Origin of the sequence: Ectopseudomonas khazarica, from assembly GCF_017915135.1 — a bacterium.
Lineage (GTDB): Bacteria > Pseudomonadota > Gammaproteobacteria > Pseudomonadales > Pseudomonadaceae > Aquipseudomonas > Aquipseudomonas khazarica.
This window is the reverse complement of the sequence record NZ_CP068551.1, coordinates 3,680,247-3,700,111: the sequence shown is the minus strand read 5'-3', so window position 1 is coordinate 3,700,111 and position 19,865 is coordinate 3,680,247. Positions and strand designations below refer to the sequence as shown.

24 protein-coding genes are annotated in these 19,865 nt (G+C 65.8%); 11 read left to right on the top strand and 13 right to left on the bottom strand.

Going from position 1 to position 19,865, the window contains the following annotated elements; all coding sequences use genetic code 11:
* Positions 1 to 101 precede the first annotated feature (101 nt).
* Complete coding sequence (locus tag JLK41_RS17455; protein ID WP_244976437.1) at positions 102 to 2,006, top strand: sensor domain-containing diguanylate cyclase; 1,905 nt, start codon at positions 102 to 104, stop codon at positions 2,004 to 2,006.
* A gap of 4 nt (positions 2,007 to 2,010) precedes the next feature.
* Here the strand turns inward: JLK41_RS17455 and JLK41_RS17450 are convergent, their stop codons facing one another.
* The 6 genes from JLK41_RS17450 to JLK41_RS17425 all read right to left on the bottom strand — a co-directional run bounded on the left by JLK41_RS17450 (position 2,011) and on the right by JLK41_RS17425 (position 4,628).
* Positions 2,011 to 2,421, bottom strand: a complete 411-nt coding sequence (locus tag JLK41_RS17450) for a hypothetical protein (protein WP_210389455.1) — start codon at positions 2,419 to 2,421, stop codon at positions 2,011 to 2,013.
* Positions 2,422 to 2,440: 19 nt separating this feature from the next.
* Positions 2,441 to 3,073 carry a LysE family translocator gene (locus JLK41_RS17445; RefSeq protein WP_210389454.1) on the bottom strand — a complete coding sequence of 211 codons (633 nt, stop codon included), beginning with the start codon at positions 3,071 to 3,073 and terminating at the stop codon, positions 2,441 to 2,443.
* An 89-nt stretch (positions 3,074 to 3,162) separates the two neighbouring features.
* The gene (locus tag JLK41_RS17440) at positions 3,163 to 3,516 is read right to left on the bottom strand and encodes a hypothetical protein (protein ID WP_175254549.1); all 354 of its coding nucleotides are present in this window, start codon (positions 3,514 to 3,516) and stop codon (positions 3,163 to 3,165) included.
* 37 nt (positions 3,517 to 3,553) lie between these two features.
* Complete coding sequence (locus JLK41_RS17435) at positions 3,554 to 3,904, bottom strand: VOC family protein (RefSeq protein WP_150605856.1); 351 nt, start codon at positions 3,902 to 3,904, stop codon at positions 3,554 to 3,556.
* A gap of 82 nt (positions 3,905 to 3,986) precedes the next feature.
* Positions 3,987 to 4,241 (bottom strand): 30S ribosomal protein S21, encoded by a 255-nt coding sequence (gene rpsU / locus JLK41_RS17430; protein ID WP_134677454.1) that lies wholly within the window; start codon positions 4,239 to 4,241, stop codon positions 3,987 to 3,989.
* A 111-nt stretch (positions 4,242 to 4,352) separates the two neighbouring features.
* Positions 4,353 to 4,628: a hypothetical protein gene (locus JLK41_RS17425; protein WP_134677455.1), complete on the bottom strand. Its 276-nt coding sequence runs from the start codon at positions 4,626 to 4,628 to the stop codon at positions 4,353 to 4,355.
* A 347-nt stretch (positions 4,629 to 4,975) separates the two neighbouring features.
* On the opposite strand from JLK41_RS17425, the gene JLK41_RS17420 reads away from it, so the two are divergent.
* The 7 genes from JLK41_RS17420 (at position 4,976) to JLK41_RS17390 (ending at position 11,255) form a co-directional block, all read left to right on the top strand.
* Complete coding sequence (locus JLK41_RS17420) at positions 4,976 to 5,899, top strand: ABC transporter ATP-binding protein (protein WP_037053680.1); 924 nt, start codon at positions 4,976 to 4,978, stop codon at positions 5,897 to 5,899.
* Positions 5,896 to 6,627 (top strand): ABC transporter permease subunit, encoded by a 732-nt coding sequence (locus JLK41_RS17415; RefSeq protein WP_210389453.1) that lies wholly within the window; start codon positions 5,896 to 5,898, stop codon positions 6,625 to 6,627. Before JLK41_RS17420 ends, JLK41_RS17415 begins: the two co-directional genes overlap by 4 nt.
* Positions 6,628 to 6,636: 9 nt before the next feature.
* Positions 6,637 to 8,469: a GldG family protein gene (locus JLK41_RS17410; protein ID WP_210389452.1), complete on the top strand. Its 1,833-nt coding sequence runs from the start codon at positions 6,637 to 6,639 to the stop codon at positions 8,467 to 8,469.
* Between the two features lie 497 nt (positions 8,470 to 8,966).
* Entirely contained in the window at positions 8,967 to 9,956 is a 990-nt protein-coding gene (locus JLK41_RS17405) for a DUF4340 domain-containing protein (RefSeq protein WP_210389451.1), read from the top strand.
* A gap of 234 nt (positions 9,957 to 10,190) precedes the next feature.
* On the top strand, positions 10,191 to 10,400 hold the full coding sequence (locus JLK41_RS17400) for a cold-shock protein (protein ID WP_024308925.1): 210 nt from the start codon (positions 10,191 to 10,193) through the stop codon (positions 10,398 to 10,400).
* 302 nt (positions 10,401 to 10,702) lie between these two features.
* Positions 10,703 to 10,975: a type II toxin-antitoxin system Phd/YefM family antitoxin gene (locus JLK41_RS17395; protein ID WP_210389450.1), complete on the top strand. Its 273-nt coding sequence runs from the start codon at positions 10,703 to 10,705 to the stop codon at positions 10,973 to 10,975.
* The gene (locus tag JLK41_RS17390; protein ID WP_134677458.1) at positions 10,941 to 11,255 is read left to right on the top strand and encodes a type II toxin-antitoxin system RelE family toxin; all 315 of its coding nucleotides are present in this window, start codon (positions 10,941 to 10,943) and stop codon (positions 11,253 to 11,255) included. The genes JLK41_RS17395 and JLK41_RS17390 overlap by 35 nt, the downstream gene beginning before the upstream one ends.
* Before the next feature lie 346 nt (positions 11,256 to 11,601).
* Here JLK41_RS17390 and JLK41_RS17385 read toward each other — a convergent pair whose 3' ends face one another.
* The 3 genes from JLK41_RS17385 to dapE are packed head-to-tail and all read right to left on the bottom strand — an operon-like array spanning position 11,602 to position 13,942.
* Positions 11,602 to 11,973 carry a hypothetical protein gene (locus JLK41_RS17385; protein ID WP_047592131.1) on the bottom strand — a complete coding sequence of 124 codons (372 nt, stop codon included), beginning with the start codon at positions 11,971 to 11,973 and terminating at the stop codon, positions 11,602 to 11,604.
* Positions 11,974 to 11,978: 5 nt separating this feature from the next.
* The gene (locus JLK41_RS17380) at positions 11,979 to 12,803 is read right to left on the bottom strand and encodes a putative RNA methyltransferase (RefSeq protein WP_037053699.1); all 825 of its coding nucleotides are present in this window, start codon (positions 12,801 to 12,803) and stop codon (positions 11,979 to 11,981) included.
* The gene (gene dapE, locus JLK41_RS17375) at positions 12,797 to 13,942 is read right to left on the bottom strand and encodes a succinyl-diaminopimelate desuccinylase (protein WP_210389449.1); all 1,146 of its coding nucleotides are present in this window, start codon (positions 13,940 to 13,942) and stop codon (positions 12,797 to 12,799) included. The genes JLK41_RS17380 and dapE overlap by 7 nt, the downstream gene beginning before the upstream one ends.
* A 195-nt stretch (positions 13,943 to 14,137) precedes the next feature.
* Between dapE and tcdA the strand changes: the two genes are divergently transcribed.
* The 3 genes from tcdA (at position 14,138) to JLK41_RS17360 (ending at position 16,393) form a co-directional block, all read left to right on the top strand.
* Positions 14,138 to 14,947: a tRNA cyclic N6-threonylcarbamoyladenosine(37) synthase TcdA gene (gene tcdA, locus JLK41_RS17370; RefSeq protein WP_037053705.1), complete on the top strand. Its 810-nt coding sequence runs from the start codon at positions 14,138 to 14,140 to the stop codon at positions 14,945 to 14,947.
* Positions 14,948 to 15,097: 150 nt separating this feature from the next.
* Positions 15,098 to 15,892, top strand: a complete 795-nt coding sequence (locus tag JLK41_RS17365) for a substrate-binding periplasmic protein (RefSeq protein WP_179554644.1) — start codon at positions 15,098 to 15,100, stop codon at positions 15,890 to 15,892.
* A gap of 33 nt (positions 15,893 to 15,925) precedes the next feature.
* Complete coding sequence (locus tag JLK41_RS17360; protein ID WP_210389448.1) at positions 15,926 to 16,393, top strand: YehS family protein; 468 nt, start codon at positions 15,926 to 15,928, stop codon at positions 16,391 to 16,393.
* Between the two features lie 63 nt (positions 16,394 to 16,456).
* Here the strand turns inward: JLK41_RS17360 and JLK41_RS17355 are convergent, their stop codons facing one another.
* The 4 genes from JLK41_RS17355 to JLK41_RS17340 all read right to left on the bottom strand — a co-directional run bounded on the left by JLK41_RS17355 (position 16,457) and on the right by JLK41_RS17340 (position 19,750).
* Entirely contained in the window at positions 16,457 to 16,861 is a 405-nt protein-coding gene (locus JLK41_RS17355; RefSeq protein ID WP_210389447.1) for a SufE family protein, read from the bottom strand.
* 97 nt (positions 16,862 to 16,958) lie between these two features.
* Positions 16,959 to 18,164, bottom strand: a complete 1,206-nt coding sequence (locus JLK41_RS17350; protein WP_210389446.1) for an aminotransferase class V-fold PLP-dependent enzyme — start codon at positions 18,162 to 18,164, stop codon at positions 16,959 to 16,961.
* A 168-nt stretch (positions 18,165 to 18,332) separates the two neighbouring features.
* A complete protein-coding gene (gene dapD / locus JLK41_RS17345; RefSeq protein ID WP_210389445.1) occupies positions 18,333 to 19,367 on the bottom strand; it encodes a 2,3,4,5-tetrahydropyridine-2,6-dicarboxylate N-succinyltransferase in 1,035 nt (344 codons plus the stop codon).
* Between the two features lie 35 nt (positions 19,368 to 19,402).
* Positions 19,403 to 19,750 carry an ArsC family reductase gene (locus JLK41_RS17340; RefSeq protein WP_037053721.1) on the bottom strand — a complete coding sequence of 116 codons (348 nt, stop codon included), beginning with the start codon at positions 19,748 to 19,750 and terminating at the stop codon, positions 19,403 to 19,405.
* Between the last annotated feature and the right edge of the window lie 115 nt (positions 19,751 to 19,865).

The window sequence follows — 19,865 nt, the reverse complement described above, 5'->3', positions numbered from 1 at the left end:
CCTATGATTCAACGCAAGGCGCTGGATCAAGCCCCGTGACGCTGAACAATAGCGGGTTTCAGGGGCGTGCTCCTCGCCCAACGACTAGCAGGATACAGCCCGTGGATGCCCTGGAGAACAAGGCGATGACCCCGCCCAGACAGCCGAGTGACGCACCTGAGCGCGTCGCCAGAGGCCCCCGAACCGCAACGCCCCTGAACCTGCTGGTCGTACTGGCGAGCGTTTTCATTCTGGTTGTCTGGCTGATCACCCTGCAGCGCATCGCCTTCGAGCGTGAGCAGGCACTGGCGGCGGAAATGAAGGCCAACGCCAGTCTGGCCATCGCCTTCGAGCAGCAGGTGTCCCGCGCGCTGAAGGCGGCCGAGCAGGTGGCGGCGTTCGTGCGCGAGCAGTACCGCCTGCAGGGCAGGGCGATCGACCTGCGGCGCTGGGTCGAGGAGGGGGTGATCCGCGAGGAGATGTTCACCATCATCAGCGTGGTGGACGAGCATGGCGACATCGTCAGCAGCAGCCGGAGCACCGGCCCGGTCAACTACGCCGATCGCGAATTCTTCACTGCGCAACGCGCTGCGCGCATCGACCACCTGTTCATCAGCCAGCCGGTCTTCGGGCGTGTGTCCAAGCGCTGGCTGATCCCCATGTCGCTGCGTATCGAGCACGCGGACGGCCGTTTCGCCGGGGTGGTGGTGATGGCCCTCAGTCCGCAGGACGTCACGCACTTCTTTCAACAGGTCGACCTGGGCGCGCAGGGGCTGCTCGAACTCGGCGGTCTGGATGGCGTGGTGCGTGCGCGCAAGATCGGCGCACGCAGCGAGTTCGGCCTGAGCGGCGAGGCGCTGGCCTGGTTTCAGCGGCAGAAACAGCGCCGCACCGATGACTTCTACGACAGCGGCCAGGGGCTCGATGGCGTCGCCCGTATCGTCAGCTACCGCAGCATGGCCGACTATCCGCTGATGGTCACCGTGGCCACGGCCTACGACGAGGAAATGGCCACGACCCTGCAGCGCCGCACCACCTATCTGCTGGCGGCCGTCGGTGTCTCCCTGGTGGTGATGCTGTTCGTCGGCGTGCTGGCGCTGATGCTGGTCCGCCAGCGTGCGGCGACCGATGCCCTGCAAGGCAGCGAAGCGCTGTTTCGCGCGACCTTCCACCAGGCGGCCATGGGCATTGCCCATATCAGCCCCGAAGGCCGGATCCTGCGTGTCAACGAGACCTTCTCGCGCATGCTCGGACGCCCGCCCGAGCGCTTGCAGGGCGGCAACATCTTCGACCTGAGCGACCCCGAGGTGGCCAGCGCCGCCCGGACTTTCCTGCGCGAGCAGCTGGCCAGCGACGGCGGCGCGCTTTCCCCGGAGATCGAGAAGACCTACCGCCGCGAGGATGGCTCGCTGCTCTGGGTGTGCGAGGCCGTGAGCGTCGTGCGCAAGCGCCAGGGCCACCCGGCGTTCCTGGTGCTGGTCGCGCAGGACGTCACCGAGCGCAAGCGCCTGGAGGCACGTCTGTCCCACGAGGCGCAGCACGATGCGCTGACCGGCCTGGCCAACCGGGTCCGCTTCCGCCAGCGGCTCGACCAGGCGCTCGACGCGGTGCGCGGTCAGGAGCAGCTGTGCGCCGTGCTGTATATCGACCTGGACGGCTTCAAGGCGATCAACGACCGCCACGGTCATACGGCAGGCGACTGCCTGTTGCAGATGGCCGCCAGGCGCCTGGAAGGCTGTGTGCGCAGCAGCGATATGGTCGCGCGCTTCGGCGGTGACGAATTCGGCATCCTGCTCGCCAGCCTGCACAGCCGCCAGGATTGCGCGGCGGTGGCGCTCAAGGTGCTGGATGTCCTGGCGCAGCCGTTCGACCTGGACGGCCATCCGGCACGCATATCGGCGAGCGTGGGTGCCGCCCTGTATCCGCTGCAGGCCGACAATGGCGCGGACCTGCTGAAACAGGCGGACCAGGCCATGTACGTGGCCAAGCACGCCGGCAAGAACCGCTTTCACTGCGCGCCGGAGTAGGGCGCTACTGCCCGGTGCTGGAAGCCGTCGAGGGCCTGGGGCCGTCGGCCACCAGAAGCTGCCGACGCCAGCGCCACTCCAGCAGGCCCAGACCACCGACGAACACGGCCTCGCCGAGCAGGTGGACGACGCCCGGTAGCGCCATGCTCTGGGCAAGGGCGGCCGTGATGCCCAGGCAGAGCGCTGCCCATGCGCCGTTGGCCAGCGCCAGCAACTTGATCAGGCCTTCGCGGCGCCGGGTACGGATGGCCAGGGAGAAGGAAAAGCAGGCATAGGCGATGTTGACCACGCCGATGCTGTGCAGCAGTGCCGGCGGCAGTGCGTACCAGGCGCTCAGCCAGGTGGCGAACAGCAGCACGAGCAGGCCGGCGAGTGCGGCGGCGGTGCAGTCCAGCCAGAGGATGTGCCTGCCCAATGCGCTCAGGGCCCTGGTCCTAACGCCGCAGCGCAAGGAGCGCTGCGCCGAAGGCAATGAACACGCTGCCGAATACCCGGTTCACCCAGGTCACGAACGAGGGGCGCTGCAATGCCTGCCTGGCCCGTGCCGCCAGCGAGGCATAGGCGACCAGGGTGATGAACGACAGCAGCATGAAAATCCCGGTGAGGATGAAGAACTGCGGCAGCAACGACTCACGGGTGTCGACGAACTGTGGAAACAGCGCCGTGAAGAACAGGATCGGCTTGGGGTTGAACGCGGCGATGAACAGCGCCTCGCGATAGAGCCGAAAGGGCCTGTAGGCGCGGCGCTCGGCGGCTTGGCTGGCCTCCACCTGGAGCAGCGAGGCACGCCCCAGCAGATGGCGCAGGCCGATGTAGAACAGGTACATGGCGCCCAGCACCTTGACGACACTGAACAGCAGGGCCGAGGACTTGAGCAGCAGCCCCAGGCCCAGCATCGCCGCGGCGGACAGGCAGAACAGGCCCATGATGTTGCCCAGCGACGACCACACCACCGCCCGCACGCCGAAGCTCAGCCCATTGCGTAACGCCAGCAGGATCGCCGGTCCGGGGCTGACGACTGCGATGCCGGCCACGGCGGAAAAGGCAACGGCTGTTTCGAGATTCATGGGGTGCCTGCTGATTGGCTGGAACGGGGCTGTCCACGCGGCCGCCCGGCGAATCCGCAGAGGCTCCGCCAGGGCCGCGAGCAGCCACATTAGAGCGCCGGATCAGGAAATGGAAGCAGGTCCTGGGAGACGCTTGGCTGAGCCTGCCATGCGTCGTCGATCTTGTAGAAGTCCGCTTGTGATTCCGAGCTGCCTGCACCGACTTTCAGGGCGAAGGTGCAGGCGATCTGCCCAGGGTGTTGCGCCTCGAGTGCAGGCACGCAGGTGCCGAGCGTCACGGTCATCTCCGCACGCATCTGTTCGAGGCCGGTCAGCGCCGCGATCACGTCCGCGGCTTCCTCGGCATTGGGTCTGAGCAGCCCGTCAGGCGGGTTCGAGTCGTCAGCATGGGCCAGGGGCGTCGCCAGGCCGAGCAGTACCGCAGTGGCTAGGGGTATGAACATGTTCAGGGTCTCGATCGTCGACGCGCGCAGAGGCGCTTCAGACATGCTGGAGGATGTTGATCAGGTTGCCGAGCGGGTCCCTGACGTAGAAACGGCGAACGCCCCAGGGCTCATGCGACGGCCCGTACTCGATGGGAATCCGCTGTTTCGCGACACGCCGCAACGCCTCGTCGAGATCATCCACCTCGATGGACAGGTCGGGCACTGGCGTGCCCGAGCCGCCCTCGCTGGCGAAGCTGACCTGCACCGCCATCCTCTCGGAACCGGCATAGGTGCGAATCCAGCCATGGTCCATGGCCAGTTCGAGGCCCAGGATCAGCCGATAGAACTCATCCACCTCCGCTGGTTGCGCTGCGTGAAGATTGGCAATGATCCGTTTGACGTTCATGTGGCTTCCTTGGGGGTAAGCGAGCGTGCGCTATCGAGGTTAGGCCAAGTCACCGGGTTGAGCGAGTGCGCCTGCACCGACGTCAGCGGCCGACGCCACTGCCTGCATGTCTGCAGAACTGCTCCTTCAGCCCGATTTTCAGGCACAGGCCGCCGCCGGAGGCGATGGCCAGTTTGTCCATCTGCTTGCGCTTGCGGCGCAGCGCCGAAGGCTTCTCGAAGTAGCCGAACCGCCGCTTGTACCAGCGGCGGCCCAGTTCGGTGCTTACCTGGCGGTTCAATCTTGCGAGTGCTACTTCCAGTGAGTCAGCGGATGTCACGTCGACGGTTACGGGCATGTCTGGCGTTTTACGGACTGACGCCTGTCCATTCAGTAGCGCTGATGCGCTGGAAGGGAGTTGCCTTGCCGGGTTCCGGCGCGGCGGGTGATTCCGGTCGTGCTCCGGCGGCTAGCTGAACAGGCCGGAGACGGCGCTGATCATCCCCTCGATGAGGGCCAGAAGTCCATCGATGATCGCCTCGACCGTCCCGGTTACCACCTCCAGAATGCCGCCGTCGCCCCAGGTGAGCGGGACAGCCACCGCGGCGATGGAAACCAGCATGGCGGCCACGGCAACGGCGTGCACGCCCATCGTCAGCAGATAGATCAGCGCGCCGATCAGGCAGGTGGCGCACAGGGCATTGAAGGCTCGCAGCCCTTTCGAACGAGGCGTCTGATTATTCATCCGTGAATGCTTTCCGAAGTAGGTCTGGGCGCTGAGCCTAGCAGGTTCTCTGCGCAGGGGGATGGGGCGGGGCGTTTCGTCTGCCCGGCAATCACGGTGCTGGACCGCTCGCAGGCAGGCTTCGGAGCGGCTGCAACGACCGTCACGAGCACTCGCCCGGGCCTTGTCGGGCGAGCCGGCTGAACCTCGCCTGACGCATTTTGCCGAGGTGTGCGGGGTTGCTGAACTTTCCCGGACGAGGGTTGTCATGCCTTCGTCCGGGCGTGCGCTTTTGCCCGGCATTCTTGCGGCCTGCGTTCTCGCGGTGGTTACGCGGGACTCGGGCGTTTTCGCGACGGTGAGAGGCCATGATCGAAATAAGAAACCTGACCAGGCGTTTTGCGCAGTACACGGCAGTCGATGACCTGTCGTTCAGTGTCCAGCCAGGTGAAGTGCTGGGCTTTCTCGGCCCCAACGGGGCTGGCAAATCCACCACGATGAAGATGCTCACAGGGTTTCTCGCGCCGACCTCCGGCACGGCGAGCATTCTCGGCTGCGATATCCAGACGCAGACGCTCAAGGCCCAGCGGCAGATCGGCTACCTCCCCGAAGGCGCGCCGTGCTACGGCGACATGAGCGTGCGCGGCTTCCTCTCCTTCATCGCCGAGGTGCGCGGTTTTCGTGGTGCCGAGAAGGCGCTGCGGGTCGAGCATGCCGTGGCCCAGGTGGAGTTGCAGGCGGTGCTGGAGCAGAGCATCGAAACGCTGTCCAAGGGCTTCAAGCGCCGTGTCGGCCTGGCCCAGGCGATCCTGCACGATCCGCGCGTGCTGATTCTCGATGAGCCCACCGACGGCCTCGATCCGAACCAGAAACATCAGGTGCGCCAGCTCATCCAGGGCCTGGCCCGCGACAAGATCGTGATCATTTCCACCCACATCCTCGAAGAAGTCACGGCGCTCTGCACCCGCGCCGTGGTCATCGCCCAGGGCCGCCTGCTGGCCGATGGCACGCCGCTGGAACTGGAGAGCCGCTCGCGCTACCACCAGGCGGTGACGCTGGTGGCCGATGAGGCCCTGGACCTGGCCGCGCTGGCGGCGCTGCCCGGTGTCGCCGGGGTCGAGGAGAACCCGCGCGAGCACAGCCTGAGCGTGCTGGCGCAGCCGGGCGAGGTGATCTTCCCGCAGGTCAATGCACTGATCGCCCAGCGCGGCTGGAGGGTCAGGGAGCTCAACGTGGAACGCGGTCGGCTCGATGAAGTATTCCGCAGCCTGACCCGAGGAGAGCAGCCATGACCCAGTTGCCCGTGATCTTCAAGCGCGAGCTGACGAGCTACTTCGCCACGCCGCTGGCCTATGTGTTCATCGTGATCTTCCTGGTGCTGTCCGGGGTGTTCACCTTCTACCTGGGCGGTTTCTTCGAGAGCGGCCAGGCCAACCTCTCGGCCTTCTTCAACTTCCACCCCTGGCTGTACCTGTTCCTGGTGCCGGCGATCGCGATGCGCCTGTGGGCGGAGGAGCGCAAGTCCGGCTCCATCGAGCTGCTGATGACCCTGCCGATCACCCGCTTCGAGGCGGTCACCGGCAAGTTCCTGGCGGCCTGGGTGTTCGCCGGCATCGCGCTGCTGCTGACCTTCCCGATGATCATCACCGTCAACTACCTGGGCGAGCCGGACAACGGCGCGATCATCACCGGCTACCTCGGCAGCTGGCTGCTGGCCGGGGCCTACCTGGCCATCGGCTCGTGCATGTCGGCGCTGAGCAAGAACCAGGTGATCGCCTTCATCCTCGCGGTCAGCGCCTGCTTCCTGTTCATCGTCAGCGGCTTTCCGATGGTGCTCGATGCCTTCGCCTGGGCGCCGCAATGGTGGGTGGACGCCGTCGCCTCGCTGAGTTTCCTGGTGCGCTTCGATGCCATCAGCAAGGGCGTGATCGACCTGCGCGACCTGCTGTATTTCCTCTCGCTGATCGCTGCCTGGCTGACCGCCACCGCCGTGGTCATCGATCTGAAGAAAGCCGACTGAGGAGCGCCCATGAAAAAGCTGATCTATTCCGGCGCCGGGCTGCTGCTGATCGCGGTGGCGTTCGTTGCCTTCAATCTGCTGGCTGGTATCGGCCTGGGCGGTGCGCGCCTGGACCTCACCGAGCAGAAGCTCTACACCATCTCCGACGGCACCCGGCAGATCCTCGGTGAGCTGGACGAGCCGATCAACCTGTACTTCTTCTACTCGGACAAGGTGGCCAAGGACCTGCCGGCGCTGCGCACCTACGCCCAGCGCGTGGAGGAGATGCTCAAGGCCTACCAGGCGCAGGCGAACGGCAAGATCCGCCTGCACATCATCGACCCCCAGCCCTTCTCCGAGGACGAGGACAAGGCGGCCGAGTACGGCCTGCAGGGGATTCCGCTGCAGCAGGGTGGCGACTCGGTCTACTTCGGCCTGGCGGGCACCAATTCGCTGGACGATACCCAGGTCATTCCGTTCTTCGCCCTGGATCAGGAGGAACACCTGGAGTACGAGCTGAGCCGCCTGGTGCAGACCCTGGCGAAACCCGAACTGCCGGTGGTCGGGGTGCTGTCCGGGCTGCCGATGACCGGTGGCTTCGACATGATGGCGCGCCAGCCGACGCCGCCATGGATGGTGCTGGAGCAGGTGCGCCAGTTGTTCAAGATCGAGAACCTCAAGGTCGATGTCGACCAGATTCCCGAGCAGGTCTCGGTGCTCTGGCTGGTGCATCCGAAGAACCTGCCGCAGCAGACCCTCTATGCCATCGACCAGTTCGTGCTGCGCGGCGGCAAGCTGATGGTGTTCGTCGACCCCTACGCGGAGGCCGACAGCGGCGAGATGCCCGGTGAGGTGGCGGTGGACAAGGCGTCGAACCTTGAGCCGCTGTTCAAGGCCTGGGGCCTGCGCATGGTCCCGGACAAGGTACTGGGCGATGGTGCCTATGCCATGTCGGTGAACATGGGCCAGGGCCAGCGCCCGGTGCGTCATGCCGCCTGGCTGAGCCTGCCGCGCAAGGCGCTGGACCAGACCGATATCGCCACGGCCGGGCTGGAGAGCATCACCGTCGCCACGGCCGGCATCCTCGAACCGCTGGAGGGGGCGAAGAGCCACTTCACGCCGCTGATGCAGAGCTCCGAGTACGCCATGCCCTTCGATGCCCAGCGTTTCGCCATGCTCAGCAACCCGGAGGAGCTGATCCGTGAGCTGGAGCCGACCGGTGAGCGCTACACCATTGCGGCGCGGGTCGATGGCCCGGCGCAGAGTGCCTTCCCCGATGGCATCGAGGGGCGCAAGGATGGCCTCAGGCAGGCCGACAACATCAACGTCATCGCGGTGGCCGATACCGACATCCTCAGCGATCGCCTGTGGGTGCAGGTGCAGGACTTCTTCGGCCAGCGCATGCCGCAACCCTGGGCTGACAACGGCAGCTTCGTCATCAACGCGCTGGACAACCTGAGCGGTTCCGAGGCGCTGATCAGCGTGCGTTCGCGTGGCCGCTTCAGCCGTCCGTTCGTGGTGGTGGAGGAGCTGCAGCGGGCGGCCGAGCAGCGCTTGCGTGACAAGGAGCAGGCACTGCAGGCGCGCCTGACCGAGACCGAGCAGCAACTGGCCGCGCTGCAACGCAGCGATGATCCGAACAAGGCGCTGGAGCTGACCCCGGAGCAGCAGACCGCGCTGCAGCGCTTCATCCAGCAGAAGCTGGAGCTGCGCAAGGAGCTGCGCGACGTGCGCTATCAGCTCAACGCCGATATCGAGGCGCTGGGACGCACCCTGAAGGTGCTCAACATCGCCCTGGTGCCGGCGCTGCTGACCTTGCTGGTGCTGGCCCTGTGGCTGTGGCGCCGGCGTCGTCAGGCCTGACGGCCAGCGCGACCCTAGGCGCTGCAACGCGTGTGCGTAGGGTTTCGTATCCCGGCTGCGATCCGGGGTGGTGCGTAGGGTGGATCACGCTTTACCGATCTACCGCCGTGGTGGATGCAAGAAACGGCATCCACCCTACGTCGAGGGTTTCGTATCCCGGCTGCAGTCCGGGGTGGTGCGTAGGGTGGATCACGCTTCACCGATCCACCGCTGTGGTGGATGCAGGAAGCGGCATCCACCCTGCACCGAGGGTTTCGTGACCCGGTTGCGATCCGGGGTGATACGTAGGGTGGATCACGCTTCACCGATCCACCGCTGTGGTGGATGCAGGAAGCGGCATCCACCCTACGTCGAGGGTTTCGTAGCCCGGCTGCGATCCGGCGGGTAGCAGCGCCGCCAGCAAACGACAGGTTTCCGCAAGGGCGCGGCGGGCGCACCGCCTCTGAGGCATCGGTGCGCTCCACGCGGCTCCATCTCACTCAAGGGGGAAGGGTTTCATGGGCAAGAAAGGTCTGAGCGCATTGCTCGTCATCGCGCTGCTCTGCGCGCTGGGCTATCTGGCGCTGCGGCATGACCAGCAGCAGGCCGCCGCGCCGGTCGAACAGGCGCCATGGCTGGCCGCGCAGCAGGACTACCTGGGCAGCCTGCAGGCGCTGGACATCGAGGCGCCGGGCCAGCCTCCGGTGCGCATCGAGCGTCACGGCGAGGACTGGGTGGTGCCGGCGAAGGCCGACTACCCGGCGGCAAGGCAGGTACTGGCCGACCTGCTGCGGGCGCTGCGCGAGGCGCGGAAGGTGGAGGCCAAGACCGCCAATGCGCAGTGGCACGCGCGTCTGGGCCTGGCCGAGCAAGGCGCGGAGGGTGAGCAGGCACTGCGCCTGAAGCTGCAGTTCGACGGCCACCCCGATCTCGGCCTGCGCCTGGGCAAGGCAGCCCAGCAAGGCACCGGGCAACTGGTGCGCCTGGCTGGAGAGGACCAGGTCTGGTTGATCGATCGCCAGCTGAACGTACCGCCGCGCGAGCTGGACTGGCTGGACCGGCGCATCAGTGACATTCCCTACACCGATATCCAGCGCATCGAGCTGCGCCATGCCGACGGCGAGGTGCTCACCCTGAACCGGGCCGATGCCAAGCAGTACAACTTTGCCGTCGAGCAACTGGCCGGAACGCAGAAGCTCGCTTTCGAGGGCGCTGCCAACAGCGTGGCGACGCTGTTCTCCAGCCTGCAGTTCTCTGATGCCGCGCCGCTCGACCAGGTGGGCTTCAAACAGCCGCCGGTGCTGCGCTTCAGCCTCAGTGGCTTCGGAGGGCAGAAGCTCGCCGGCGCCCTGTACCGGCAGGGAGAACAGTACTGGCTGACGCTGGGGGCGCGGGAAGGTTTCAAGGTGGAGGAAGTCAGCGCGCGGCCTGACTGGGCCTATCGCCTCGACGCCGACCAGGCGCAGCGGTTGATGAAGAAGTTGCGCGATCTGCTGGCCAAAAGCTGACAAAAACGCTCTGAACAGCGCATTTTTCCAGGTGGCGGGGCGGTTCCAAAAAAGTACTTTTCAGTCACAGTTCATGCTTTATACTCGGCCTTCGGCTGCAGCAAGAACGCTACTCGCTTGACCTGCTCCATGCTCGAATTGCCGGGGTTGGCGAACGCTGAGAAGAACGTTTTTACCGAGCCGTCAAAGCGCCTTCGGGACAATAAAAACATAGCGAGTTTGGAGAAGTTGGTAATGGCAGATCGTGAGACCGGAACCGTCAAATGGTTCAATGATTCCAAGGGTTACGGGTTCATTCAGCGCGAAAGCGGCCCGGACGTGTTCGTTCACTACCGCGCCATCCGTGGCGAAGGTCACCGCACCCTGGTCGAAGGCCAGAAGGTCGAATTCGGTGTGACCCAGGGCCAGAAAGGCCTGCAAGCGGAAGATGTCTCTGCGGTCTGAGCCCCAGACTCCAATGCAAAGGCCCGTCATCGACGGGCCTTTTCGTTTCTGGGGTAGACCGGATTCCCGCCAGCCTGAGCTCGACTCGGGAAATAGCACCACCTCCCTTGGTCGAGACTGGAAGCCAGTAGATACGAGGGCTCCAGTGCCACACGCCAGCGACCTGCCATGGCCAATCGTAACAAGTGCCTCATCTGGGGATAGCGACTCTTGCAGGGCGGGTCAGCCATAAGAGTGCTTTTAAAAGCACTCTAAAAAGAGCTATGCTCTGCCGTGCTTTCCAGGAAAGCAGGGAGAGACCCATGACTTATGCCGTATTGGCCGATGTTGCAGCATCGGTGACCGACCTCAAGAAAGACCCGATGGGCACCATCCGCGAAGGCGGTGGTGAAACCGTCGTGATCCTCAATCGCAATGAACCAGCCTTCTATGCTGTGCCTCCAGCGCTATACGAAGCCATGCTGGAGATGATCGACGATGTCCGCCTGGCCGAAGTGGTGCGCGAGCGACGTGGTGAACCCACTGTGCGAGTAGATATCGATGACCTCATCGCGCAAGCCGGCGGAGCCGACTGAGTACGCCCTGGAGTTCAACGCCCAGGCACTGAAGGAGTGGGGCAAGCTGGGCAGCACCATCCAATTGCAGTTCGCCAGGAAGCTCAAGGAGCGCCTTGAGAATCCCCGAGTCGAGGCGGACAAGCTCCGGGATATGCCCAACTGCTACAAGATCAAGCTGCGCTCCATCGGTTATCGCCTGGTCTATGAAGTGATCGACAGCCGCTTGGTTGTGACGGTGATCGCTGTGGGCAAGCGAGAGCGCAGCAAGGTTTATGGCAGCGCCGCCAACCGCTTGTAAGTGGCCTCGCTATGGGTGACGGTCCACTGATCTACGTAGTAATAGTCGTGGCGGGGATGGTTCGTCGGGAGCGAGTTGCGGGGTGCGCTACAGCAAGCACCTGCGTGGTCACTCCGAAACGACAAAGGGCTAGCCGAATCTAACCCTTTGATCTTTATCGTGGCCGCAGCGAAACTTGAACGCTGTATATGCGCTTTGTGAATGCCTCGCTCTGGTCCCGGATTGCATCCGGGCTACGGGGGTGATGCAAGGTCCCATAGCGTGGGGCGCCTGAGCCTATCCCGCCCTTCGGGCACCCTCTCCCATGAATGGGGGAGGGCATCAGCAGGCCGCCGGGCGGCCGCGTTCATTCGGTGCGCCAGACGATCTCGGTCTCGCCATCGGCATCGACCTTGATCCAGCGGTCGGCCTCTTCATCGCTTTCATCTTCGACCCAGGTGCCGGGTGCGCAGCGAACCTGCACGCCAAGGGCGGCGTAGGCGGCGCGGGCGCAGGCGAGGTCGTCGGCCCAGGGCGTGGCGTCGCTTTCCAGGTACAGGCTGTGCCATTTGCCCACCGCCTTGGGCAGCCAGGTCACCGGTACCTCGCCGGCCTTGCACTTGAAGGTCTGGCCTTTCTGCTGCCAGTCGCTGCAAGGCCCCAGGGCTGCACCCAGCCACTGGGCCACGGCGTCGCGCTCGGCGTCTTTCAGGTAGATCTCGATATCGGGTTGGCGCATGGCTTCTAGTCCTGAGAGCTGATGCTCGGGGTTTTGACGATCCAATCGTAGCGGATGGAGACGGTCACTTCGAAGGGCGTGGCGATCACTGCTTCGCGGCGTTCGGCACTGGCGCGCCAACCGTGCGGGGTCATGGCCAGCAGATCGGCGCGGGCCTGGGCCTCGGCCAGGTGCAGGGGGAACTGCAGGGTCTCGCTGTGCGCCAGGTGCATGCCCGCCGGGATCAGCGCCAGGTGTTTCTCGTCGTCGTAGTCGCGCACTTCGTCATACAGCTTCTGCCGCAGCTCCATCAGGTGGCCGCGGGTCGGGCCCATGCGCAGCAGGCCGCCACCGGGGGCGAGCAGGCGCTCGGCCTCGCTCCAGTCGAGCGGGCTGAACACGCTGGCCAGCAGGTTGCAGCTGGCGTCGGCCAGCGGCACGCGGGCCATGCTCGCCACCAGCCAGCTCAGCTGCGGGGCGCGCTTGCAGGCGCGCTTGACCGCCTCGCGGGAGATGTCCAGGGCGTAGCCGTCGGCGTCCGGCAGGGCGTGGCCGATCTGCTGCGTGTAGTAGCCCTCGCCGCAGCCGATATCCAGCCAGCGAGCCGGCGCGCGTTCGGCCGCGAGCTGGGCCAGGCGTGCGGCCAGCGGTGCGTAGTGGCCGCCGTCGAGAAAGCGTCGGCGTGCTTCGACCATGGCCTGGTTGTCGCCCGGATCGCGGCTGTTCTTGTGCTGCACCGGCAACAGGTTGAAGTAGCCCTGGCGGGCGCGGTCGAAGCTGTGCCGGTTGGCGCAGGCCAGGCCGCTGGCGCTGGGCTCGAGCGCGGTCTGGCAGAGGGGGCAGATCAGCATGCGAGGAGCTTGACCATGGTCTGGTAGTAGACCTCGGTGAGCAGGTCCAGATCACTGGCCAGTACGCGTTCGTTGATCTGGTGGATGGTGGCGTTGACCGGGCCGAGCTCGACCACCTGGGTGCCGAGGGTGGCGATGAAGCGCCCGTCCGAGGTACCGCCGCTAGTCGACGGGGTGGTCTCGCGACCGGTCACGCTGCGGATGCTGGCGGCCACGGCGTCGAGCAGGTCCCCCGGCTGGGTGAGGAACGGCAGGCCGGACAGCGCCCACTCCAGGTGGTAGTCCAGGCCATGCTTGTCGAGGATGGCGCTGACGCGCTGCTGCAGGTCTTCGACGCTGGATTCGGTGGAGAAGCGGAAGTTGAACACCGCCTTCAGCTCCCCCGGAATGACGTTGGTGGCGCCGGTGCCGGCGTTGAGGTTGGAGACCTGGAAGCTGGTCGGCGGGAAGTAGTCGTTGCCGTGGTCCCAGTGCTCGGCGGCCAGCTCGGCCAGTGCCGGGGCGGCCAGGTGAATCGGGTTCTTCGCCAGGTGCGGGTAGGCCACGTGGCCCTGCTTGCCGTACACGGTGAGGGTGCAGCCGAGCGAGCCGCGACGGCCATTCTTGACCACGTCGCCGAGCAGGGTGGTGCTCGAGGGTTCACCGACGATGCACCAGTCCAGACGCTCCTCGCGCTCGCGCAGGCGCTCGACCACCGCCTTGGTACCGTGTTGCGCCGGGCCTTCCTCGTCGCTGGTGATGAGGAAGCTGATGGCGCCCTTGTGTTGCGGATGGTCGGCGACGAAACGCTCGACGGCGATGATCATGCTGGCCAGGCTGCCCTTCATGTCGGCGGCGCCACGGCCGCAGAGCATGCCGTCCTCATCCACGCGCACGTCGAACGGCTGGTACTGCCAGGCGTCCAGCGGGCCGGTGGGCACCACGTCGGTATGCCCGGCGAAGCACAGCACGGGGCCGTCGCCACCACGCCGGGCCCAGAAGTTCTCCACCTCTTCGATGCGCATGCGCTCCACCTCGAAGCCGCAGGCGGCGAGGCGGCGCATCATCAGTTCCTGGCAGCCTTCGTCGACCGGGGTGACGGACGGACGGCGGATCAGGTCGAAGGCGAGTTCCAGAGTCGGGGTGAGGGGGGCGGTCATTGCGGCTCCGATGCGGCGGCTGGCGTGAAGGCTGGCCATCTTAAAGCAAAAGTCGTTACCAATCAGGTCATCCGGCGCCTGGGCGGATGCATTCACGCGCCGGCCGCATGGCACCGACCGACGGCTGACCTGCCTTTCGGGGTTGGGTGGGCAAGGTGCTATCTCTATAATGCGCGCCGTCCAGCAGGGGGATAGATGAATACAGACGATCAGCGCTTTGGCGGAATAGCCCGGCTTTATGGCCAGGAGGGTTACCAGCGCCTGGCTGCGGCGCATGTGGCCGTGGTCGGCATCGGTGGCGTCGGCTCCTGGGCTGCGGAAGCCCTGGCGCGCTCCGGCGTGGGCGAGATTTCCCTGTTCGACCTGGATGATGTGTGCATCACCAACACCAATCGTCAGGTGCACGCCCTCGAGGGCGCGGTGGGCAAGGCCAAGGTCGACGAGATGGCCGCGCGCATCCGTGCCATCAACCCGGCGTGCGTGGTGCATGCGGTGGCCGACTTCGTCACCCGCGAGACCATGGCCGAGTACATCACCGAGCAGCTCGATGGCGTGATCGACTGCATCGACAGCGTGCCGGCCAAGGCCGCGCTGATCGCCTGGTGCAAGCGGCGCAAGATCCAGATCGTCACCACCGGCGGTGCGGGTGGCCAGGTCGACCCGACGCAGATCCAGGTCACCGACCTGAACAAGACCTTCAACGACCCGCTGGCGGCCAAGGTGCGCAGCATGCTGCGTCGTGACTACGGCTTCTCCCGTACGCCGGGGCGCACCTACAGCGTGCCGTGCGTGTTCTCCACCGAGCAGCTGCGCTATCCCAAGCCGGACGGCAGCGTCTGCCAGGCCAAGGGCTTCGTCGGTGAGGGGGTAAGGCTGGACTGCGCGGGCGGTTTCGGTGCGGTGATGATGGTCACCGCCAGTTTCGGCATGGCCGCCGCCGCCAGGCTGGTGGACAAGCTGGTCGCCGGCGCCCGGCGCCCGGCAGAGCGCAAGGCTGCTGGTTGAGGGCGTTGCGCGTTGCGCATTTGACTATGCTGGATAAACGGAAAAGGTGCAGCAAACGAACACAGGGAAGCATCGAACGTCATTCGTAGTAGAGGTGATTTTGTGTCTTACCGGTTTGAGCGCGTCTTTCGCAAAGGGCGCAGGGCACGGATGCTCGCCTCCCTGACGCTGCCTGTCTGGCTCCTGCTGCTGGCCCCGGTGCAGGCCGAGCCGCAGACCCTGCGCATCGGCACCGGTGACTGGGCGCCCTATGTCGATCAGCAGCGCGCCGATGGCGGGGCCCTGGCGCGGCTGGTCAGTGCGGTGTTCGCCGAGGCCGGCTATCGGGTCGAATACATCTTTCATCCCTGGGACCGCAATGTGCTGATGTTGCAGCAGGGGCAGCTGAGCGCGATCATGCCCTACAGCTGCAGCCCCAGCCGTCTCAATTACGGTGTTTGCAGCGATCCGCTGGTGCGCGGCGAGGTGGTCCTGTTCCATCGCGCCGACCAGGCGTTCGACTGGCAGAAGGTCGACGACCTGTTCAACTATCGCATCGGCACGACCCTGGGTTACTCCTACGGGCCGGAGTTCGACGAGGCGCTGGCCGGCGGTCGCCTGATGGTGCAGCAGAGCGGCAAGGAAGACACCAGCTTCCGCCTGCTGGAGCTGGGGCGCATCGACCTGCACCCGCAGGATCGTGCGGTAGGCTATGCCATGTTGCGCCAGCTGTTCCCCAAGGACGCCAGTCATATCACGCACCATCCGCGCTACCTGAACAAGGAGCCGCTGCGCCTGCTGTTTCGCAAGGATGACGCCGAAGCGGCGGAGCTGTTGCGCCTGTTCAACGCCGGGCTGCGAGCTTTTGCCAAGCGCGGTGACCTGGAGCGTCTGCAGCAGGCCTTGAACTCGGGCAATGCCGACAGCTGGCAGCCCAGTACCTCACATCACGTTGCGCAGGACTGAGCGACGCTCGTCCTGCGCCTGCCAAGGATTTTCATGCTCAACAACGATGTGCTGCGCAGCTTGCGCTATCTGCTGAACGTCAACGACAGCAAGCTGGAGGCCTTGTGCCGGCTGGCCGATTACCCGGTGGAGCCCGGGCTGATCTCGGCCTGCCTGCTGCGCGAGGACGAAGCCGGGTACCGCGCCTGCAGCGACGTGCTGCTCGCCCATGTCCTCGAAGAGCTGGTGTTCCACAAGCGGGGTCGGGATGACAGCCGTCCGCGCCAGGCGGTGGAGAAGCGCCTGAGCAACAACATCGTGCTGAAGAAACTGCGCGTCGCCTTCGAGCTGCGCGACGACGACATCCAGGCCATCCTGCAGGCCGCCGACCTGCCGATGACCAAGGCCGAGCTCGGGGCGCTGTTTCGCGCGCCGGGGCACCGGCACTACCGCGAGTGTGGCGACCAGATCCAGCGTAACTTCCTGCGTGGGCTGACCCAGCGCGAGCGCGCTCAGGCCTGAGCCAGGGCTGGCCTGGCAGGGGGCAAGCAGTTCGTAGCCCGGATGCAGTCCGGGGCAACAGGCTCAGCTCGTCAATTCGGCCATGCGCCGCAACACGGCATGCAGGCCGTTGCTGCGCGAGGGCGACAGCTGGCGCTGCAGGCCCAGCTGGTTGAACCAGTCGTTCAGATCGAGCTGCGCCAACTCGTTGCTGCTCAAGCCTTCGACGCGCGCCAGCAGCACCGCGAGCAAGCCGCGCAGCAGACGTGCATCGCTGGTCGCGCGGAAGCGCCAGCGGCCTTCATGCTGCTCGGCGAGCAGCCAGACCAGGCTCTCGCAGCCGTGCACGCGGTTGGCCTCGCTGCGCTCGGCGTCGCTCAGCGGCGCCAGACGCTCGCCCCATTGCATCAGCAGGCGGGCACGCTGTTCCCAGCCGTGGCAGGTGGTAAAGGCGTCGAAAGCTTCCTGAGCGGCGCCGGGCAGGCTCATTCCCGATCTCCCCCTGAACCCGTAGGAGCGGCTTCAGCCGCGATCGCGGCTGCAGCGGCGTGCAGCCCAGCCGCTCCTGCGGAAAACCGGGGCACGCTCATCGCAACAGCTCCAGGGCGTTGTCCAGTGCGGCGAAGAAGCGCTGCAGGTCGTCGCCGTCGCTGTACAGGCCGAGCGATACGCGGATCGCGCCGCCGAGGCCGAGCTGTTTCATCAGCGGCATGGCGCAGTGATGGCCGGCGCGCACGGCGATGCCCTGTTCGCTGAGCAGGTGGGCCAGGTCGGCGTTGTGCACGCCGTCGATGCAGAAGCTGGCCAGCGCCGTCTGCGGCGCGCCGAGCAGGCGCATGCCGGAGCGTGCCTGCAGGCCGCTCAGCAGGGCGCTGTGCAGGGCGCTCTCGTGGGCCGCCACGGCGTTCGTATCCAGGGCGCCAAGCCAGCGCAGCACGGCGCCGAAGGCGATCACCGCGCTGACCGCCGGGGTGCCTGCTTCGAAACCCAGCGGCGCCGGACGGAAGCTGGCCTGCTGGTAGTCGGCGTCCTGCACCATCTCGCCGCCGAACTGCCAGTGCTGCAGCCGGGCCAGGGCTTCGCCGCGGCCGTAGAGCAGGCCGACGCCATCCGGGCCGTACAGCTTGTGCGCCGAGCAGACGTAGAAGTCACAGCCCAGCGCCTGCACGTCGGGGCGCTGATGCACCGCGCCCTGGGCGCCGTCGACCACGCTCAGCGCGCCCTGGGCGCGGGCCATGGCCAGCAGCTGCGGCAGCGGTTGCCAGCGGCCGAGCACGTTGGACAGCTGGGTCACGGCCAGCAGGCGGGTGCGCGGGCCGATGCGCGCGGCGGCCTGTTCCAGGTCGACGCTGCCACTGGCGTCCAGCGGCAGCACGACCAGCTCCAGGTTGCGACGCCGGGCCAGTTGTTGCCAGGGCAGCAGATTGGCGTGGTGTTCGGCGGCGCTGATGACGATCTGCCCGTCGCCCGGCAACTGCGACTCGAGGCCATAGGCGAGCAGGTTGAGTGATTCGGTGGTGCCGCGGGTGAAGATGATCTGCTCCGCGCTGGCGGCGTTGAGCCACTGCGCGGCGTCCTGGCGGCTGGCCTCGAAGGCGCGGGTGGCGCGTTCGCCGGGCAGATGCTGGGCACGGTGCACGTTGGCTGCGCCTGTGCCGTAGTAGCCGAGCAGGGCGTCGAGCAGTACCTGCGGCTTCTGCGCGGTAGCGGCGCTGTCGAGGTAGGTCTGGCCTTCGGCTTCGAGGGCGAGAATGCCGGGGAAGTCGGCGCGCCAGGGGGAAATCAGTGACATGGATGCTTCCAGAGATCATCTGGCAGTTAAAAGTTGGGTTTAACGTGTTGCGAGCGACGGCCAGACAAGGCGCGATAAGGCTCGGACGCGGAGTTTACTGGTGTAAATGAGCGTTCGAGCCTTATTGCAACGCAGTATGGGCTAGCGCAGCAGCGTTAAACCAACTTTTCAGTTGTGAGCGTGCAGGGCTTCGTTCAGCTCGATGGCCGACTTGTGGGTCTTGCACTCCACGGCGCCGGTCAGCGAGTTGCGGCGGAACAGCAGGTCGCCCTGGCCGGCCAGCTCACGCGCCTTGACCACCTTGACCAGGGCATTGCCCTCGTCGAGCAGGTTCACCTTGGTCCCGGCGGTAATGTACAGGCCGGCTTCCACGGTGTTGCGGTCACCCAGCGGGATGCCGATACCGGCGTTGGCACCGATCAGGCAGCCTTCGCCGACGCTGATGATGATGTTGCCGCCGCCGGACAGGGTACCCATGGTCGAGCAGCCGCCGCCCAGGTCCGAACCCTTGCCGACGAATACGCCCGCGGAGACGCGACCTTCGATCATGCCCGGGCCTTCGGTGCCGGCGTTGAAGTTGACGAAGCCTTCGTGCATCACGGTGGTGCCTTCGCCGATGTAGGCGCCCAGGCGCACGCGGGCGCTGTCGGCGATACGCACGCCGGCCGGTACCACGTAGTCGGTCATTTTCGGGAACTTGTCCACGGAGAACACTTCCAGCAGCTCGCCCTTCAGGCGTGCTTCCAGCTGACGCTCGGCCAGCTCGCCGAGGTCGACGGCGCCCTGGCTGGTCCAGGCCACGTTTGGCAGCAGCGGGAAGATGCCGGCCAGGCTCAGGCCGTGCGGCTTGACCAGGCGGTGCGACAGCAGGTGCAGCTTGAGGTAGGCCTCCGGCGTGCTGCTCGGTGCGCCGTCTTCGGCGAGGAAGGTGGCGACCAGCGGGTTGTGGCTTTCGGCCAGGCGGGTCAGCAGCGCGGCCTGGGCGCTGTCCACGCCTTTCAGGGCCTCGGCCAGGTCGGCCGCCTGGGCGGTGGTGAAGGCGATGGCCTGGTTGCCGCCCTGGTAGCCGAGCTTCTCGGCGGCCTTGGCGACCAGTTCGGCTGCCGGGTTGAGCAGGGGCTGTGCGTAGAAGACTTCCAGCCAGTTGCCCTGGCGATTCTGGGTACCGACGCCAAAGGCGATGCTGAAGAGGGTGGTGCTCATGATATGGGTTCCTTGCAACGAAATCGGGTGAGGTATCAGGCCAACGCGGCTTGGTAGTTATCCGGTTTGAAGCCGACCAGGGTCTTGTCGCCCAGGTCGAGCACCGGGCGCTTGATCATCGAGGGCTGGGCCAGCATCAGCTCGATGGCCCTGGCCTGGTCGAGGTCGCTTTTCTGGGTGTCGTCCAGCTTGCGGAAGGTGGTGCCGGCGCGGTTGAGGATGGTTTGCCAGCCATGCTCGTTGCACCACTTCTCCAGGCTCGCACGGTCGATTCCGGCGCTCTTGTAGTCATGAAAGGCATAGTCGACCTGGTGCTCTTCGAGCCAGGTTCTGGCCTTTTTCATCGTGTCACAGGCCTTGATGCCATACAGGACGTAACTCATTGATCTTCCTCTGATGAGTGGCGTGCCGGAAGCTCCGGGAAATACGGCGGGCCATTATGCCACGTCATGTCGCGGCTGGGCGGTGGCTGTCGCTGCGAAGTGTTACGGCGCTAGA